The organism is Actinomadura terrae (genome assembly GCF_022751215.1).
Taxonomy (GTDB): Bacteria; Actinomycetota; Actinomycetes; order Streptosporangiales; family Streptosporangiaceae; genus Spirillospora; species Spirillospora terrae.
Window position 1 is genome coordinate 1,530,278 of sequence record NZ_JAICDG010000002.1, and the last position, 17,247, is coordinate 1,547,524.

Sequence of the window (17,247 nt, forward strand, 5' to 3'; positions counted from 1 at the left end):
GTGGCACCGCACACCGACGGCACCGCGACCGACCCGCGCTACGAGCGCATCACCGCCGGCCCGCCCGAGGTGACCGACGGCTTCCTCCGGGACGTCCTGCGGGACGGCTACGGGCTCGGCAGTGTCACGAGGCCCGTCGCGCTCCGGCCGCTGGCGGGCGAGACCGACCGCAACACCGAGGTCACCGACGAGACCGGCGCGCGCTACGTCCTGAAGGTCACCGGGCCGGGGGAGCGGCGGGCGGCGGAGTTCCAGACCGCGCTGCTCGACCATCTCGCCGCGCGCGACCTCGGGTTCGAGGTGCCGCGCGTCGTCCCCGGCCTGGACGGCGCGCGGGACCGGATCGTGGACGGGCTGCTCGTCCGGATGCTGACGTTCGTGTCCGGCGTCCCGCTGGCCGAGGCGCCGCGCCGCTCGCCCGAGCTGCTCGCCGACGTCGGCGCGGTCTCCGGGCGGCTCGCCGCCGCGACCGCCGAGTTCACCCACCAGGACCCGCCCGAGGCGCACTACTGGGAGTTCGCGCACGCGGGCACGGCGCTCACCGACTCGCTGCCGCACGTCGAGGACCCGGACCTGCGCGCGGCCGCCGCGCTCATCCAGGCCCGCTACCTCCCGCTGGTGGACGGGCGGCTGGACGGGCTGCCGGTCGCGGTCGTCCACCACGACCTCAACGTCTTCAACGTGCTGGTGCGCGCCGAGGGCAGCCGCACCCGCGTGTCCGGGGTGATCGACTTCGGCGACGCGGCGGCCGTCCCCCGGGTCGCCGACCTCGCCGTGCTGCTGTCCAGCGTCATGCGCGGCGCGGACCGCCCGCTGGAGGTCGCCGCGACGCTCACCGCCGCCTACCACGCCGCGTGCCCGCTGTCGGAGGACGAGATCGACCTGCTGTTCCCGCTGGTCGCGATCCGGTCGGCGGCGGTCGCGGCGACCACCGCGCGGCTGTCGGCGGGCCGCGCGCACGGCGACCCCCGGCACCGCCGGTCCGGCGCCTCCGACCTGGCCCGGCTGCTCGCCGAGGTCCCGGCGGAGATGGGGGCGGCGGCCGTCCGCACGGCGTGCGGGCTGCCCGCCCACCCCGCCACCGCGACGGCCGCCGCCTGGCTCGCCGAGAACACCGCCGCGATCACCCCGCCGGTCGCGGGACCGCTCGCGGTGATCGACCTCGGCGCGAGCGGCGACTGCTACGACGGCGCCGACCCCCGCGAGCCCGACGCCCTGCGCGCCGCCGCGCGCGAAGCGATCCTCGCGTTCGGGCCGGAGACGCCGGTGGGCCGCTACGCCGAGCCCCGGTTCATTGCGCCGCGGCGGCGCGGCGCCGACGTCACGCTCGGCGTCGAGGTGTTCGCCGCCTCCGGCACCGAGGTCCGCGCGCCGCTGGCCGGGCGGGTGGAGGCCACCGCCCCGGCGCTGGTGCTGCTCCACGAGCCGGTCGAGGGCGTGCGCTTCCGCACCGTCCACACCGGTGTGTCCACGCGCCTCGCCGCCGGCGACGACGTCGCGGCGGGCGGCACGCTCGGCGCGGTCGCCGCCGAGACCGCCGACGGGCTGCCGCCGCGCGTGCGGCTCCAGGTCACGGCCGTGCCGGTCGCGTCCTGGCCGGACGTCCCGCACCTGGCGCCCGGCGACGGCAGCGCGCTCTGGCGCGAGCTGTTCCCCGACCCGACCCCGCTGCTCGGCGCGCAGGACGCGGTCGCGGCGCCGGTCACAGCGTGGGTGCCCACCGCCGACCGCGCGCTGCCGAAGCGGCACCACCACCTGCCCAACACCCACCCGACCTACTTCACGAACCCGATCGCGATGGTCCGCGCCCGCGACTGCCGGTTCTACGACGAGCACGGCCGCTCCTACCTGGACGCGCTGAACAACGTCACGCTGGTCGGGCACGGCCACCCGAAGCTCGTCGAGGTCGCCGCGCGGCAGCTGAGCAGGCTGAACACCAACACCCGGTTCGTCTACGACGTGCTGACCGAGTACGCCGAGCGGCTCACCGCGACGCTCCCGGACGGCCTGGACGTCGTCTACTTCGTCAACTCCGGCAGCGAGGCCAACGACCTCGCGCTGCGGATGTCGCGCTACCTCACCAAGCGCGACGACGTCGTGATCATCGACGACGCCTACCACGGCTACACGACGACGGTCGCCGACGTGAGCCCGTCGCGCTACAAGCACTACGGCAAGCCCGACACCACCCACCCGACGCCCGTGCCCGACCGCTACCGGGGCCGCTACGGCTACGACGACCCGGAGGCGGGCGCGCACTACGCGCAGCACGTCATCGACACCTTCGACCGGCTCGCCGCCGAGGGCCGCCCGCCCGCCGCGTACCTGTTCGAGGCGCTGCTGGCGGGCGGCGGCCAGGTCGTGCTGCCGCCCGGCTACCTCGCGCCGATCTTCGCCGCCGCGTCCCGGCACGGCGCGCTGACGATCGCCGACGAGGTCCAGGTCGGGTTCGGACGGCTCGGCGAGGCGTTCTGGGGCTTCCAGACGCAGGGGCCCGACGTCGTCCCGGACTTCGTGACGATGGGCAAGGCGATGGGCAACGGCTTCCCGGTGGCGGCGATGGTCACCACCCGTGAGATCTCTCAGGGGTTCGACGCCACCGGGAGGTTCTTCTCCACCTACGGCGGCAACCCGGTCGCCTGCGCGGTCGGCCTGGAGCTGCTGAAGGTCGTCGAGGAGGAGGGCCTGCAACAGAACGCGCTGGAGACCGGCCAGTACCTGCGGGACGTGCTCGCCGCGCTCGCGCCCAAGCACGAGCTGATCGGCGACGTGCGCGGCCAGGGCTTCTACAGCGGCGTCGAGTTCGTCCTGGACCGCGGCACCAAGGAGCCCGCGTCGGAGGAGACCCTGCTGATCTGCGAGCGGCTGAAGGACCGCGGCGTCCTCGTCTACCCGACCGGGCCCGCGTGGAACATCCTCAAGCTGAAGCCGCCGCTGTCGTTCACCCGTGACCACGCGGACGAGTTCGCCGCCGCGCTGGACGCCGTTCTAGAGGAAGGCTGGTAAATGGCAGCGGATCTGGTGCTGCTCGGCGGGAACGTCCTCACGCTGGACGGGGAGTCGCGCACCGCGACCGCCGTCGCGGTGGCGGGCGACCGGATCGTCGCGGTCGGCGACGACCGGGACGTCCGGGAGTTCGCCGGCGCGGGGACCACCACCGTCGACCTCGCCGGGGCCACGGTCGTGCCCGGCCTCAACGACGCGCACCTGCACCTCGCGATGTTCGGCCTGGCCGCGCTCGGCGCCGACCTGAACGGCGTCACCTCGCTCGCCGCGCTGCACGCCGAGCTGGCCGGGGCGGGCCCCGGCCCCGCGGGCAGCGACTGGCTGATCGGGGAGGGCTTCCGGGAGGCGAACATCCCCGAGTTCGACCCGGTGCCGCACCGCTCGCACCTCGACCCGGCGACCGGCGACCGCCCGGCGCTGCTGCACCACGCCTCGCGCCACTCGATCCTGGTCAACACGGTCGCGCTGAAGATCGCCGGGATCACCCGCGACACGCAGGACCCGCCGGGCGGCGTCATCGAGCGCGACCCGTCCGGTGAGCCGACCGGGCACCTGCTGGAGTCGGCGAAGGAGCTGGTCACCCGGCACGTCCCGGCGCACACCGAGCAGGACCGGCTGGACGCGATCGTCTCGGCGATGCGGGTGCTGAACTCCCTCGGCTTCACCAGCGCCACCGACCCGGTCGTCTGGCCGGAGCTGCTGCGCGACTACACGACGCTGCGCCGCGAGGGCCGGATGACCCTCCGGGTGAACGCGCTGCTGCACTGGGACTGGCCGTCCACGTCCACGACGTCGGAGGGGCTGGCGCGGTCGCTGGCCTACGCGGGCCTGTCCACCGGGCTCGGCGACGACTGGCTGCGCGTCGGCGGCTGCAAGCTGTTCGCCGACGGCGTCCCCACCCAGTGCAGCGCCTGGCTGCACCACCCCTACCCCGAGGGCGGGACCGGCCACCTCGTCACGCACGGCGACGACGAGGACGCCCGCTACGAGGAGCTGATGCGCCTGATCGAGCTGGCGCACCGCCACCGGCTCCAGGCGCAGGTGCACGTCACCGGCGACCGCGCCGCCGACGCCGCGATCGACGGGTTCGTCCGCGCGCAGAAGGGCGACCCGTGGCCGGACGCGCGGCACGCCCTCATCCACGGGACGCTGCTCGCCGAGCACAGCTACGCGCGCATGGCCGAGCACGGCGTCGGCGTGATCACCAGTTCGCTGATGAAGTCCCACAGCGGCGCGTCGATGACCCGCTCGATCGGCGCGGACCGCTGGGCGCGCGCGTTCCCCGCCGGAGCCCTGCTCGCCGCCGGGGTGAAGGTCGCCGACAGCTCAGACGCGCCGGTCACCTTCCCCGACTGGCGGCGCGGCATGGCGACGTTCGTCGGCGCCGCTCCCGGCCCGTTCGCCGACGTCCCGGAGGACCTGCGGCTCACCCGCGAGCAGGCGCTGCGGCTGTGGACGAGCGACCCCGCGCACTTCGAGCACGCCGACCACCACAAGGGCGTGGTCGCGCCCGGTCACCTCGCCGACCTCGCCGTCCTGGACGGCGACCCGCTGACCGCCGGGATAACCGAGCTCAGGGAGCTGTCCACCACCCTCACCGTCGCCGGAGGCAAGATCGTTCATTCGACCTGATCGATCACTCGCGGTGAGCCATAGTGAAATGTGAATACGCCGGGGCGGCTGTGAAATACCCCTGCCGATTGATCGGGACGGAGCGTTCTACGATGGTTTCGTGTCCCCTGGTGATCTGCTGATCGTCGAAGACGATCCCGAGATCGGCTCGGATCTCGTCGAGATACTGACCGAACAGGGATATTCGGCCACCTGGAGCCGGGCGGGCCGCCCCGCCGCGCGGGCGGTCCTGCACAGCCCGCCGCAGATCGTCGTGGTCGACCTCGGGCTGCCCGACATGGACGGCGTGACGCTGTGCCGGTGGCTGCGCGACTCGGTCCCGGAGGTCGCGATCCTGGTGCTGACGGCCCGGACGCGCGAGCCCGAGGTCGTCATGGCGCTGGACGCGGGCGCCGACGACTACGTCACCAAGCCGTTCCGGCTCGGCGAGCTGCTCGCGCGGCTGCGGGCGCTGCGGCGGCGCGGCCATCCGCGTCCCGGCGTCGGCCTGGTGTCGGTCGGCGAGCTGCGGCTGCACGTGGCGGCGCGCCGCGCGTTCGTCGGCGGTGTCGAGATGACCCTGCGGCCCCGCGAGTTCGACCTGCTGTTCGCGCTGGTCGCGCGCGCCGGGCGGGACGTCTCGCGGGACGAGCTGATGCGCGAGGTGTGGGGCGCGAACTGGTTCGGCGCCACCAAGACGCTGGACGTGCACGTCTGCACCCTGCGCCGGCGGCTGTCCGCGCACGGCCACGATCCCGGCCGCATCTCCACCGTGCGGGGGCACGGCTACCGCTACGAGATCATTTGATCGTCGCGGGCGGTCAGGTTGAGGGCGTGTGCTGGTTCGCCGTCGGCAGCAGGAGCCGGAACACGACGGGTTCGGTGCTGCTGAGGTAGAGGCGCCCTCCTTCCGCGTGGGCCAGGGAGCGGGCGAGCGAGAGCCCGATCCGGTGCCGGGGCGCCTGCTCGTCCCCGCCGGACGGGGGGCGGCGCTGGAACACGTCGTCGTCGGGATCGGGCCCCGGGCCCTCGTCCATGACCTCGACGGCGAGGCCGGGGTCGGCGTGGTAGGCGGTCACGGTGATCGTCCCGGCGCCGTGCGCGAGCGCGTTGTCGATCAGCACGTCGAGGATCTGCGCCAGCGCGGCGGGCGCGGCCAGCACCGGCGGCAGCGGCGGCCGGACGGCGAGCACGAGCACCCGTCCGGCCTCTTCGGCGTCGGGCGCCCGGCGGTCGCGGACCTCCGCCAGCAGCGCGCCGACGTCGACCCGCTCGCGGGTGTGGTCCTCGCGGGCGAGCTGGAGCATCTCCTCGACGGTGTCGACCAGCGACCAGCCGCGCCCGACGGCCGTCCGGATCGCCGCGCGCGGGTCGTCGGTGCGGTGCAGCCCGGCCTCCAGGCCGAGCAGCAGCCGGGTCAGCGGCGTGCGGAGCTGGTGCGCGACGTCCGCGCTGAACAGCCGCTCGCGCGCCACGGTCGCCTCCAGGTTCCGCGCGGCCTCGGCGAGCTGCTCGACCGGCCGCGCGGCACGGCCGGCGAGCCGGGACGCGGCGACGAGCGAGGGCAGGAGCAGCAGCAGCCCGCCGAGCACGATCAGCGCCCAGGCGCGTTCGGTCCGGTGCCGGACCCGGGCGTAGGGGACGCCGACGCGGACGACGGTGATCGACCCGTCCTGGTGCAGCAGCGGCGCGGTCGCGGTGAGCTGGCCGTCCTCGACGGCGTCGTGGATGTGGCCGTCCCGGCTCAGCGCGGCGGTCGCCGAGCTGGCCGGGCCGTCGCCGCCGAAGCGCGACCCGGTGGGCCCGTACAGGCCGATGACCGGCGACTTCACGCCGGGCTCGGGCATCCGCAGCAGCGTCTCGACGGTGCCGCCCGTGGTGTCCGCCCTGGTCTGCGTGCCGGTCCCGGGCGAGGCGCTGGGGGAGGGGCGGGTGCCGTGGCCGGGGACGTCGCTCGGCTCGCCGGGGACGGGGATGGGGCCGGGCGTGGTCTCCGGATGGAAGGTCCGCGCCTCCTCCGCGAACTGGAGCCCCTGCGCGGCGCGGTCGAGGTTGGCCACGGCCTCGTCGCGGTAGAGCCGCTGGATCGTGAGCGTCAGCGGGACGGCGGAGACGACGATGGCCAGTGCCGTGCAGCCGATCAGCCATCCCAGCAGGTGGTGGCGCAGCTGTGCGCCCCGGTGGCGGGCCGGGGGCGGGGTGCGGTGAGGTGTCATCGGGTGCCCTGTCCAGATGTGCGCGACGTCGTTGTCGGCGCTGCGGGGTGAGGTGGTGCCGGCCGCGCGCGTCTAGGCGCGGTCCGGCCCTTCGAGCGCCCGCGGGGCCGTCGGGCGGCGCGACCGGTACACGACGTAGGGGCGGACGAGGTAGCCGACCGGGGCGGCGAAGGCGTGTACCAGGCGGCTGAAGGGCCACAGCGCGAACAGGGCCATGCCCGTCAGCGTATGCACCTGGAACACGAGCGGCGCGTCCCGCATCGCGTCGACGTTGGGGTCGAGCTCGAACAGGCTGCGGAACCAGATCGACACGCCGAGCCGGTAGTCGTAGTCGCCGGACGCGCTGCCCGCGAGCGTCGCGATCAGCCCCGCGACCAGGACCGTGATCAGCACGGGGTACAGGGCGCGGTCGCTGCGCGTGGAGGACTCCCGGACGGCGCGGGTCGTCATCCGCCGCCAGATCAGGATCGACAGGCCCGCCACGGCGGCCGTCCCCGCGAGCCCGCCGACCAGCAGCGCGTTCGCGCGGTAGGCCGACTCGGGGACGCGCAGCTCCTCGGTCAGGCTCTCGGGGATGATCAGCCCGATCACGTGGCCGCCGATGACCAGCAGCAGGCCGATGTGGAACATCGGGCTCGCGACCCGCAGCAGCCTGCTCTCGTGGAGCTGGCTGGACCGCGTGGTGATCCCGAACTTGTCGTACTGGTAGCGCCAGGCGCTGCCCGCGAGGAACAGCACGAGCACCAGGTAGGGCAGGACGCCCCACAGGGCGATGTGCAGGTGTTTCATCGTCGATGTCCTTCCACGCCCACCGTCTCGGTGGGGGGTCCTGACCGCGCGAGCGCGCGGGCCGCCTCCCGGTCGCGCGGGCTCGCGCCGGGGAGGGTGGAGCACACGGCCCCGATGACCGCCTCGTACGCGCTGCCCGCGTCGCGCAGCGCGAGGCGCAGCAGCTCCAGCCCGGCCCGGTGCGCGGTGAGCAGCTCGGTCCCCGGGTCCGGGACGCGCGCCGCGAACTCCAGCATGACCGGCAGGAAGTCGGGCAGCTCGCCGTCCTCGTGGTTCCAGCCGTGCAGGCGGTAGAGGGCCTTCATCTCGGCGAGCCGCGCGCCGCGGGCGCGGGTGTCGCCGTCGGTGTAGTAGGTGAGGTGCAGGGTGCGGCGGCGGTCGCGGTCGAACGTCGCGACGTAGCGGGCGCCGAGCTCCAGCGGCGGGACGTCCGCGACGTCCGCGCAGAACCGGGCGAGGGCGGCGGCGGCCTGGCCCCGCGCGCCCGCCAGCGAGGAGGCGACGAGGTCGAGCGTCGCGGGCCAGTCCGCGTCCGGGTAGGCCAGCAGCAGCGAGGCCGCCTGCCGGACGAGCCGGACCGTCACGACCCCTCCTCGGCGGTGCGCGGCGGGAACAGACCCGCGGGCCTGCCGTGACCGTTCCAGTTCAGCAGGTTGACCCGGCGCGGCCCGTCGCCGTCGCCGTCCGGCGCCGCGCCCGACGGGGTGGGCACGAGCGGCGGCGCGTGGAACGCCTCGCCCGCGGCGTCGCCGTCGAGCATGCCCGGGCCGCCGGGGCCCTCCAGGCTGCACCCGTGGTCGGCGGCCCCGGTGAACGAGCCGCCGTTGTAGGCCGTCGGGATGACGTAGCGCTCGTCGTACTTGGCCAGCGCGAGCAACCGGTACATGGCCCGCATCTGGTCGGTGTCCATGCCGACGCTCCCGGCGATCTCCGGGTCCTCGGGCTCGCCGAGGTTGACGCGGCGCATGTGCGCCCGCATCGCCGCGAGCTTGCGCAGCGAGGCGCGCACCGGCTCCGGGTCACCGGCGGTGAACAGCTCGGCGAGGTAGGACACCGGGATCCGCAGCGACTCGATCGCGCCGAACAGGTTGCCCGCGTCCTCGCCGTCGTTGCCGGTCTCGGCGAGCGCGTCGACGATCGGCGACAGCGGCGGGATGTACCAGACCATCGGCATCGTCCGGTACTCCGGATGCAGCGGCAGCGCCACCTTGTACTTGTTGATCAGCGCGTGCACCGGCGACCGGCGCGCGGCGGTGATCCAGTCGTGCGGGACGCCGGACGCCTCGGCCGCCGCCGCGACCTCCGGGTCGTCGGGGTCCAGGAAGCAGCCGAGCTGCGCCTCGTACAGGTCGGTGTCGTTCTCGACGGAGGCGGCCTCGCCGACCCGGTCGGGGTCGTAGAGGATCACGCCGAGGTAGCGCAGCCGCCCGACGCAGGTCTCCGAGCAGACCGTCGGCTCGCCCGCCTCGATGCGCGGGTAGCACAGCGTGCACTTCTCGGCCTTGCCGGTGCGGTGGTTGAAGTAGATCTTCTTGTACGGGCAGCCGGACACGCACATCCGCCAGCCCCGGCACCGGTCCTGGTCGACGAGGACGATGCCGTCCTCGATCCGCTTGTACAGCGCGCCGGACGGGCACGCCGCCACGCACGACGGGTTGAGGCAGTGCTCGCAGATGCGCGGCAGGTAGAACATGAACGACCGCTCGTACTCGAGCTTGATGTCGTCGCCGATCTTGCGGAGCATCGGGTCGTTCGCGAGGTGCGCGGGCCCGCCGCCGAGGTCGTCGTCCCAGTTCGGGCCCCACTCCACCGACGTGGGCCTGCCGTCGATGAGCGACCGCGGCGCCGCCGTCGGGACGTCGTCGCCGAGCGGCGCGTCGGTCAGCGTGGCGTAGTCGTAGGTCCAGGGCTCGTAGTAGTCGTTCAGCTCGGGCAGGTCGGGGTTGGCGAAGATCCCCGCGAGCCGCCGGAACCGCCCGCCCGCGCGGGGGACGAGCCTGCCGCGCCGGTTGAGCGTCCACCCGCCGCGCCAGCGGTCCTGGTCCTCGTAGCCGCGCGGGTAGCCCTGGCCGGGCCGGGTCTCGACGTTGTTGAACCAGACGTACTCGGTGCCGGGACGGTTCGTCCAGGTCTGTTTGCAGGTCACCGAGCAGGTGTGGCAGCCGATGCACTTGTCGAGGTTCATCACCATGGCGACCTGCGCCATCACGCGGCGCGGGGCGGCCTTCCCGCCGGCGTTCCCGGCGCCGCCCTTCTTGCGGAGATTCGGTCGGGCCATCAGTACTGGACCTCCTGGGAACGGCGCCGGATCACGGTGACGGCGTCACGCTGGTTGCCGGTGGGGCCGTGGTAGTTGGGGGCGAACGACTGCTGGGCGTAGCCGCCGATGAGGTGCGTCGGCTTGATCAGCAGCTTGGTCAGCGCGTTGTGGACGCCGCCCCGGCGTCCGGTGGCCTGCGAGCGGGGCACGTTCACCAGCCGCTCCTGCACGTGGTACATGAACACGGTGCCGGGCGGCATGCGGTGCGAGACGATCGCGCGGGCGACGACCACGCCGTTGACGTTGACCGCCTCGATCCAGTCGTTGTCGGCGACGCCCGCGGCCTCCGCGTCCTGGACGCTCATCCAGATCACGGGCCCGCCGCGGGCGAGCGTCTGCATCAGCAGGTTCTCCTGGTACTCCGAGTGGATCGACCACTTGGAGTGCGGCGTGATGTAGCGGACGGTCACCGCGCGGCCGTCGCCGTTGCCGTTCGCGTCGCCGAGGGAGGTGGCGGGCCCGCCCTCGCCGAGCGCGGCCATGTCCAGCGGCGGACGGTAGATCGGGAGCTGCTCGCCGAACTCGATCATCCAGTCGTGGTCGAGGAAGAAGTGCTGCCGCCCGGTCAGCGTGTGCCAGGGCTTGCCGTGCTCGACGTTGATCGTGAACGGCGAGTAGCGGCGGTCGGTCGCCTCCTTGCCCGACCACTCGAAGCTCGTCGAGACCTGGACGGGCCGGTCCTGGGTGTCGCCGAACACGACCCGGCGCTCGGCGACGGAGGCGCCCAGCTCCGCCAGCGCCGAGCCGTCGCCGACCCGTCCGGCGAGGTTCGTGAAGCCCTCGGCGGCGATCCGGCCGTTGCAGGTGCCCGACAGCGCCAGCACGGCCTCGCACAGCCGGACGTCGGTGTCGAGCAGCGGGCGGCCGCGCGCCGCGCCGCCGGTCGCGGTGCCGCAGCGGGCCGCGAGCCACTCGTCCTCCGGGGCGGCCTGCACGTGGACGCCCTTGACCAGCATGCCCGCGTCGCGCGGCAGGGGGCCGAGCGCGGCGAGCCGGTCGGCGACCGCGGTGTAGTCGCGTTCCACGAGCGCGATCGCCGGGAGGTTGCGGCCGGGGCGGGCGGGATGGCCCGCGCGCCAGTCGGGGACCGTTCCGCCCGGCTGGGCGGTCTCCCCGGGGGTGTCGTGTTGCAGCGCGGTCGCGACCAGGTCGTGCGCGACGTCCAGCCGTCCCCTCGCCAGCTCCGACAGCTTCCGCGCGAGCCCGTGGAAGATCTCGAAGTCCGTCCTGGCCTGCCAGGGCGGGTTGATCGCCGGGGAGAACGCGTGCACGTAGGGGTGCATGTCGGTGCTGGACAGGTCGTGCTTCTCGTACCACGTCGCCGCCGGGAGCACGAGGTCGGCGAACAGCGTCGTGGAGGTCATCCGGAAGTCCAGCGCCATCAGCAGGTCGAGCTTGCCGCGCGGTCCCTCCCGCCAGGCGACGTCGTTCGGGCGGGTGCCGGGCGGCGCCTCCTCGGCGGTCGCGTTGTCCTGCGCGCCGAGCAGGTGCCGCAGGAAGTACTCGTTGCCCTTGGCGGACGAGCCGATCAGGTTCGCGCGCCACACGGTCAGCACGCGCGGCCAGTTCTCGGGGGCGTCGGGGTCCTCGACCGCGAAGCCGAGCCGCCCGTCCCGGACGCGCTCGGCGACCCAGTCGGCCGGGTCGCCGCCCGCCTCGTGCGCGGCGCGGCCGAGGTCCAGCGGGTTCGCGGCGAACGTCGGGTAGGACGGCATCCAGCCCAGCCGGGACGACTGCGCCACGAGGTCGGCGGTGTGCCGCCCGGCGAACAGGCCGGGCCCGGTGGGCGACGACAGCGCCCCGGCGGAAAAGCCCTCGTAGCGCCACTGCCCGGTGTGCATGTACCAGTACGGCGTGCCCGCCATCTGCCGGGACGGGCGGACCCAGTCGGCCGCCGTCGAGAGCTGCTGCCAGCCCGCGAGCGGCCGCACCTTCTCCTGCCCGACGTAGTGCGCCCAGCCGCCGCCGTTCACGCCCTGGCAGCCGGTGAGCAGCAGCAGCGACAGGAACGAGCGGTAGATCGTGTCGGAGTGGTACCAGTGGTTGGTGCCCGCGCCCATCACGATCATCGAGCGGCCCCGGGTGCGCTCGGCGTTGTCGGCGAACTCCCGCGCGATCGCGGCGACGCGCGCGGCGGGCACGCCGGTGATCTGCTCCTGCCAGGCGGGCGTGCACGGGACGCGCGGGTCGTCGTAGTCCACCGGCCACTCCCCGGGCAGCCCGGGGCGGTCCACGCCGTGCTGGGCGAGGAGCAGGTCGTACACGGTGGTCACGGTGCGCCCGCCCACCCGGAGCACGGGCACACCGCGACGCACCGCGCCGCCACCACCGGCGGTGGTTCCCTCGCCGTCCGCCGCCCCGTCGGCCGCCCCGTCGCCGTTCGCGCTCGCGGCGGGCGCCCCGGGGATTTCGGTGTCGAAGCGGGGCAGCAGCACCTCGGCGCTCTGCGCGCCGTCGGAGTAGAGGGTGAGCAGCGGGTCGATGCCGCCGAGGTCGAGGTTCCAGCGGCCCTCGCCCGCGGGCGCCCAGCGGTCGGCGAGCGTGCCGTTCGGGGCCGCCGGGGCGCCGGTCCGCGCGTCCATCAGGACGGGCTGCCAGTGCCGGTCGTCCGGCGCCGCCGCCGTCTCCAGGCCGATGTCGGCCGCCGTCACGAACTTGCCGGGGACGAACGCGCCGTCCCGCTCCTGCAACTCGACCAGGAAAGGCAGGTCGGTGAAACGCTTCACGTACCCGTCGAAATAGGGTGTGGTGCGGTCCACAAAATGTTCGCGCAGGATCACATGGCCCATCGCCATGGCGAGCGCGCCGTCGGTTCCGGGATGCGGATGCATCCACTCGTCGGCGAACTTCGTGGCGTCGGAATAGTCGGGCGAGACCACCACGACCTTCTGTCCGCGATAACGCGCCTCGGTCATCCAATGGGCGTCGGGGGTGCGCGTCACCGGGACGTTGGAGCCCCACAGCATCAGGTATCCCGCGTCCCACCAGTCGGCCGACTCGGGCACGTCGGTCTGGTCGCCGAACACCTGCGGCGAGGCGACCGGGAGGTCGGCGTACCAGTCGTAGAACGACAGCATCGGCGCGCCGATCAGCGACATGAATCGGGCGCCGACCGCGTGCGAGGCCATCGACATCGCCGGGATGGGGGAGAAGCCCGCGACCCGGTCCGGCCCGTGGGTCTGGATCGTGTGGACGTGCGCGGCGGCGGCGATCTCCAGCGCCTCGTCCCAGCCGACGCGCACCAGCCCGCCGCGGCCCCGCGCCGACTGGTAGCGGCGCCGCCGCTCGGGGTCCTCGACGATCTCGGCCCAGGCCGCGACGGGATCGCCGAGACGCCGTCTGGCCTCCCGGTACATCTCGATCAGCACGCCGCGCGCGTGCGGGTAGCGCACCCGCGTGGGCGAGTAGGTGTACCAGGAGAAGGACGCCCCGCGCGGGCACCCGCGCGGCTCGTACTCGGGACGGTCGGGCCCGACGCTCGGGTAGTCGGTCTGCTGCGTCTCCCAGGTGATCAGCCCGTCCTTGACGTACACCTTCCACGAGCAGGACCCGGTGCAGTTGACCCCGTGGGTGGAACGCACCACCCTGTCGTGCGCCCAGCGCTCGCGGTACGGCGCGTCGTTGACCTTCTGGTCGTCGCGGTAGACGAAGCGGAGATCGGCCGCGGTCCGGGTGGGACGGAGCAGTCGCCCCGCTCTCAGCAGCCGCTCCTCCGCTTCCGCCGCCACCTGACCGGCACGTTCACGGCCTCCACGAAGAACCACGACACACTCCTTCACAAGCGCACGCCGCTGTACTGGCCGGAACCGGCCCCCGAGAAATCTCACGCTCCTTGACCATAGGAGTCAATGCTCTTTGCCGTTCGCTAACCTAAATTCCTCGCGCGGGGGTTCTGGGGCGTGCCGGCGCCACCGGTGAATATAGGAAAAACTCCGTGGTCAGGTGTGCTGAAAATCAGACGTCACGGCCTTCCGAGGGCCACGAACGATCCAACTGATAAGCCGGTGACATAAAACGCGAAACGTACAGTCCCCCGGGGGCCGGTCCGGCCGAACCCGCGCGTCGCGGCGGGGCGCGCGGACCGTTCGGCCCACCGGACGAGCGATGGCGCCCGCCGGAACGTCCGGCGGGCGCCATGGCCCTTCACGATCGTGCGGTCGGACCCTGCGGGGTCAGCCCGCCCTCTTGGGGAAGCGGAGGATGCGGTCGTCGGTCGCGGCGGGGCTGCCCCGGCCGTCGCGGTTGCTCGTCGTCACCCAGAGCCACCCGTCCGGGCCCAGCTCGACCGTGCGCAGCCGCCCGTAGGTGCCCTGGAGCACCGCCGTGGGCGTACCGGACGAGCCGCCCTTGCCGTCCAGGGGGACCGTCCACAGCCGCCGCCCGCCGAGGGCGGCGGTGTAGAGCGTGTCGCCCACGACGGCGGCGCCGCTGGGCGAGGCCTCCCTCGTGCGCCAGGTGGCGATGGGATCGATGTAGTTCGACCCGCCGCCGGTGCCCTCGACGTTCGGCCAGCCGTAGTTGCCGCCGGGCGTGATGTGGTTGACCTCGTCCCAGGTGTCCTGGCCGAACTCGCTGGCGTACATTCCGCCGGCGCCCCACGCGAATCCCTGCACGTTGCGGTGCCCGAGCGAATAGACGACGGAGTTCGGGGCCGGGTTGCCGGGCGCGGGCTTGCCCTCCGCCGTCATCCGCAGGATCTTCCCGTTCGGGCTGGACGCGTTCTGCGCGTTGGGCTTCGTCCCGGCGTCACCGGTGCTCGCGTACAGGAACCCGTCGGGGCCGAAGTGGATCCGGCCGCCGTCGTGGAAGGAGTTCTTCGCGATTCCGGAGAAGACGACTTCCTGCTGGGGCGAGGCGGCGAGCTTGAACCGGACGATCCGGTTGTCGGTCGAGGAGGTGTAGTAGGCGTAGACGTAGCCGTCCTTCGCGTAGTCCGGCGAGACCGCGAGGCCGAGCAGGCCGCCCTCGCCGGTGGGCGTGACGCCCGACAGCTTCGCCACCTCGGTCGGCGTCGAGCCGGGCGTCGTCAGCTTGAGGATGCGGGCGGTCGTCCGCTCCGCGATCAGCGCGCTTCCGTCGGGCAGGAACGCCAGTCCCCACGGCACCGTGAGATTGGACGCGGCGGTCTGCGGCTTGGAGAAGTCGAACGCGGGATTGGCCCGCGTGACTGTGCCGGGGGCCGCCTGCGGCGTCGCCGACGCGGGCGCCGCGACCAGGGACGCTGCGGTGAAGACCGCGATCGGGAAGGCCATCGCGCGTGTTTTCCGGGGCATTTTCCACTCCATGTCGCTTGGTGCTGCCGGTTGCCCCCGGTTGCGCCTCCGCAGTGGCGAAATGATCGGATCCAGATCCCTCCGTATCGCCTTGTAACGTACCTGTCCCACCGTCCGCTGTGAAGGTTCGATTTTTCACCTTCAACATTCAGAGGTGTCGCGAGAATCAGAAATAACCGCGATGACCAGCGGTATCAACCGTGCCTTGGCGACCCTTCGGCAAGATCAACCTCTTGCCGCGCATTGCGCGCTTCCAATATCGATGGTCAGCGGGCGGACGGGCCGGTGGAGTCGAGGCTCATGACGGCCGCGTGCAGGGACGTCCGGACGTCCGCCGACTCCAGGCTGACGCCGAGCACCCGCTCGATCGCCGCGAGGCGCTGGTAGAGGCTCTGCCGCGACAGGTGCGCCGCGGTGGCGGCCTCGGACTTGTTCCCGCCGTGCGCGACGTAGGCGCGCAGCGTCTCCAGCAGGTTCGTGCCGTGCCGGTTGTCGTGGTCGAGCAGCGGCCCCAGCGTGCGCTCGACGAACGCCTGCAACCGCGGGTCGTCGCCGAGGATGTAGAGGAGGCCGCGAAGCTGGATGTCCGGCAGCTCGTAGTAGGGCCGGTGGTGCCCGGTCGCGGGCGGCGGCGCCGCGTCGGCGACCTGGTGGGCCTCGGCGAACGAGCGCCTGACCTCGGCCAGGTCGCGGGCCGTCGTCCCGGCCGCGACGGTCGCGGGACGGCCGAGCCGCTCGTGCACGCCCCGCGCGAACCGCTCCAGCACGCCGGGCCGCCCCGCCGGGTCGGGCAGCGCCAGCAGCGCCCCGACGCGGCGGCCGTCCAGCGCCCCGACCAGCGCCCGCGCACCGGCGGCGCGCGCGGCCGCCGCGACGGGCTCGGCGGCGAGCGGCCCGGCGGCGAGCGGGCCGACCGGCTCGTCCGGCCCGTGCTCGGGCTCGACGATGACGGCGACCAGTGCGGACTGGTCGATCGGGACGCCGAGCGCGGCGGTGCGCGCCGCGATGTCCTGCGGGGAGGCGTACCGGCCGTCGATGATGTCCGACAGCGTCGAGCGGTGCGCCTGGCGCTCCAGGCTCTCCCGGTTGCGCTCCAGCAGCCGGTTGAGGGTGAGCGCGGTGGCGCCGCGCTCCAGCACCAGCAGCTGGGTCTGGGACGGTTCGCCGGACGGCAGCAGCACCAGCCGCCCCCACGCCTCGCCGCGCGCCTCGACGTCGGTGACCGCCCAGCGCTCGTCGCCGCAGACCGCCGTCCGGCCGTCCGCGCGGGCCATCCGGGAGCGGGCCTCCCAGTTGCGGAGCAGGTCGTCCACCGGAATGTCGGCCGCCGCGTGCGCGACGACGCGGTGCATGAGGTCCTCGAAGACGACCGGGCAGCCGGCCATGTCCGCGACCTCGGCGACGATCTCCGCCGGGGACGCCCCGCGCACGCACAGCGCCGTGAACCGCTCGTGCGCCCGCTCGGACGCGCGCAGCACCGCGAACTGCTGCTCGACGATCCAGGTGTGGATCGCCTCGGTGATCTTGACGAACCGCACCTCGCGGTGCAGCGCCACCAGCGGCAGGCCGCCGCGCTCCATCGCCTGGACGAGCGGCCCCGGCAACCGCCGGAAGCGGCGTCCGAGCTCCACCACCAGCCCGGCCGCGCCCGCCTCGGCCAACCCGGCGGCGTAGCGGCGCAGCTCGTCGTCGCCGTCGGGCAGGCCGATCCCGGTGGACAGGATCAGCTCGCCGCCGAGCAGCAGCCCGGCGATGTCGGGGATCTCGCCGACGTGCACCCACCGGACGCGCCGGTCGAGGCGGTCGCGCCCGGCGAGGACCTCGGGCCGTCCGACCCGCAGCGCGGGCAGCTCCAGCACCTCGGCGACCGTCGGCAGGGCCACCCGGACGAGCGGGCCGTCGGCCTCGTCACCCATGCCGTGCTCCCTCCGCCCGTCCGTCGAGCCTGCCCGTGCTTCGGGCCCGCGCCCGCGATCTCCGAAAAACCTGTTCAGGACCATTGTGGGTCAACAAAGTGTCAGCAGAGAACACC

The 17,247-nt window shown here is 73.6% G+C and carries 10 protein-coding genes; 3 read left to right on the plus strand and 7 right to left on the minus strand.

Annotation, left to right across the window (positions count from 1 at the left end):
* The 3 genes from K2F47_RS17030 (at position 1) to K2F47_RS17040 (ending at position 5,425) form a co-directional block, all read left to right on the plus strand.
* On the plus strand, positions 1-3,006 hold the full coding sequence (locus K2F47_RS17030) for an aminotransferase class III-fold pyridoxal phosphate-dependent enzyme (RefSeq protein WP_242904353.1): 3,006 nt from the start codon (positions 1-3) through the stop codon (positions 3,004-3,006).
* Entirely contained in the window at positions 3,007-4,638 is a 1,632-nt protein-coding gene (locus tag K2F47_RS17035) for an amidohydrolase (protein ID WP_242904355.1), read from the plus strand.
* A gap of 100 nt (positions 4,639-4,738) precedes the next feature.
* A complete protein-coding gene (locus K2F47_RS17040; protein ID WP_242904357.1) occupies positions 4,739-5,425 on the plus strand; it encodes a response regulator transcription factor in 687 nt (228 codons plus the stop codon).
* A gap of 13 nt (positions 5,426-5,438) precedes the next feature.
* Here K2F47_RS17040 and K2F47_RS17045 read toward each other — a convergent pair whose 3' ends face one another.
* The 7 genes from K2F47_RS17045 to K2F47_RS17075 form a co-directional block, all read right to left on the minus strand.
* Complete coding sequence (locus K2F47_RS17045) at positions 5,439-6,833, minus strand: sensor histidine kinase (protein WP_242904359.1); 1,395 nt, start codon at positions 6,831-6,833, stop codon at positions 5,439-5,441.
* Between the two features lie 72 nt (positions 6,834-6,905).
* Entirely contained in the window at positions 6,906-7,622 is a 717-nt protein-coding gene (gene narI, locus K2F47_RS17050) for a respiratory nitrate reductase subunit gamma (RefSeq protein ID WP_242904361.1), read from the minus strand.
* Positions 7,619-8,206 (minus strand): nitrate reductase molybdenum cofactor assembly chaperone, encoded by a 588-nt coding sequence (gene narJ / locus K2F47_RS17055; protein WP_242904364.1) that lies wholly within the window; start codon positions 8,204-8,206, stop codon positions 7,619-7,621. Before narJ ends, narI begins: the two co-directional genes overlap by 4 nt.
* Positions 8,203-9,900 carry a nitrate reductase subunit beta gene (gene narH, locus K2F47_RS17060; protein ID WP_242904366.1) on the minus strand — a complete coding sequence of 566 codons (1,698 nt, stop codon included), beginning with the start codon at positions 9,898-9,900 and terminating at the stop codon, positions 8,203-8,205. The genes narJ and narH overlap by 4 nt, the downstream gene beginning before the upstream one ends.
* Positions 9,900-13,670, minus strand: a complete 3,771-nt coding sequence (locus tag K2F47_RS17065) for a nitrate reductase subunit alpha (RefSeq protein ID WP_242904368.1) — start codon at positions 13,668-13,670, stop codon at positions 9,900-9,902. The genes narH and K2F47_RS17065 overlap by 1 nt, the downstream gene beginning before the upstream one ends.
* Positions 13,671-14,114: 444 nt before the next feature.
* Positions 14,115-15,215 (minus strand): PQQ-dependent sugar dehydrogenase, encoded by a 1,101-nt coding sequence (locus K2F47_RS17070; RefSeq protein ID WP_242904370.1) that lies wholly within the window; start codon positions 15,213-15,215, stop codon positions 14,115-14,117.
* A gap of 266 nt (positions 15,216-15,481) precedes the next feature.
* Complete coding sequence (locus K2F47_RS17075) at positions 15,482-17,131, minus strand: PucR family transcriptional regulator (RefSeq protein WP_242904372.1); 1,650 nt, start codon at positions 17,129-17,131, stop codon at positions 15,482-15,484.
* Positions 17,132-17,247 lie beyond the last annotated feature (116 nt).

What these genes read in the sequence shown, in the direction of transcription:
- narI (WP_242904361.1), bottom strand. Translation starts at nt 7,622, where the DNA reads ATGAAACACCTGCACATCGCCCTGTGGGGCGTCCTGCCCTACCTGGTG.
- K2F47_RS17070 (WP_242904370.1), bottom strand. Translation starts at nt 15,215, where the DNA reads ATGCCCCGGAAAACACGCGCGATGGCCTTCCCGATCGCGGTCTTCACC.
- narH (WP_242904366.1), bottom strand. Translation starts at nt 9,900, where the DNA reads ATGGCCCGACCGAATCTCCGCAAGAAGGGCGGCGCCGGGAACGCCGGC.
- K2F47_RS17075 (WP_242904372.1), bottom strand. Translation starts at nt 17,131, where the DNA reads ATGGGTGACGAGGCCGACGGCCCGCTCGTCCGGGTGGCCCTGCCGACG.
- K2F47_RS17045 (WP_242904359.1), bottom strand. Translation starts at nt 6,833, where the DNA reads ATGACACCTCACCGCACCCCGCCCCCGGCCCGCCACCGGGGCGCACAG.
- K2F47_RS17035 (WP_242904355.1), top strand. Translation starts at nt 3,007, where the DNA reads ATGGCAGCGGATCTGGTGCTGCTCGGCGGGAACGTCCTCACGCTGGAC.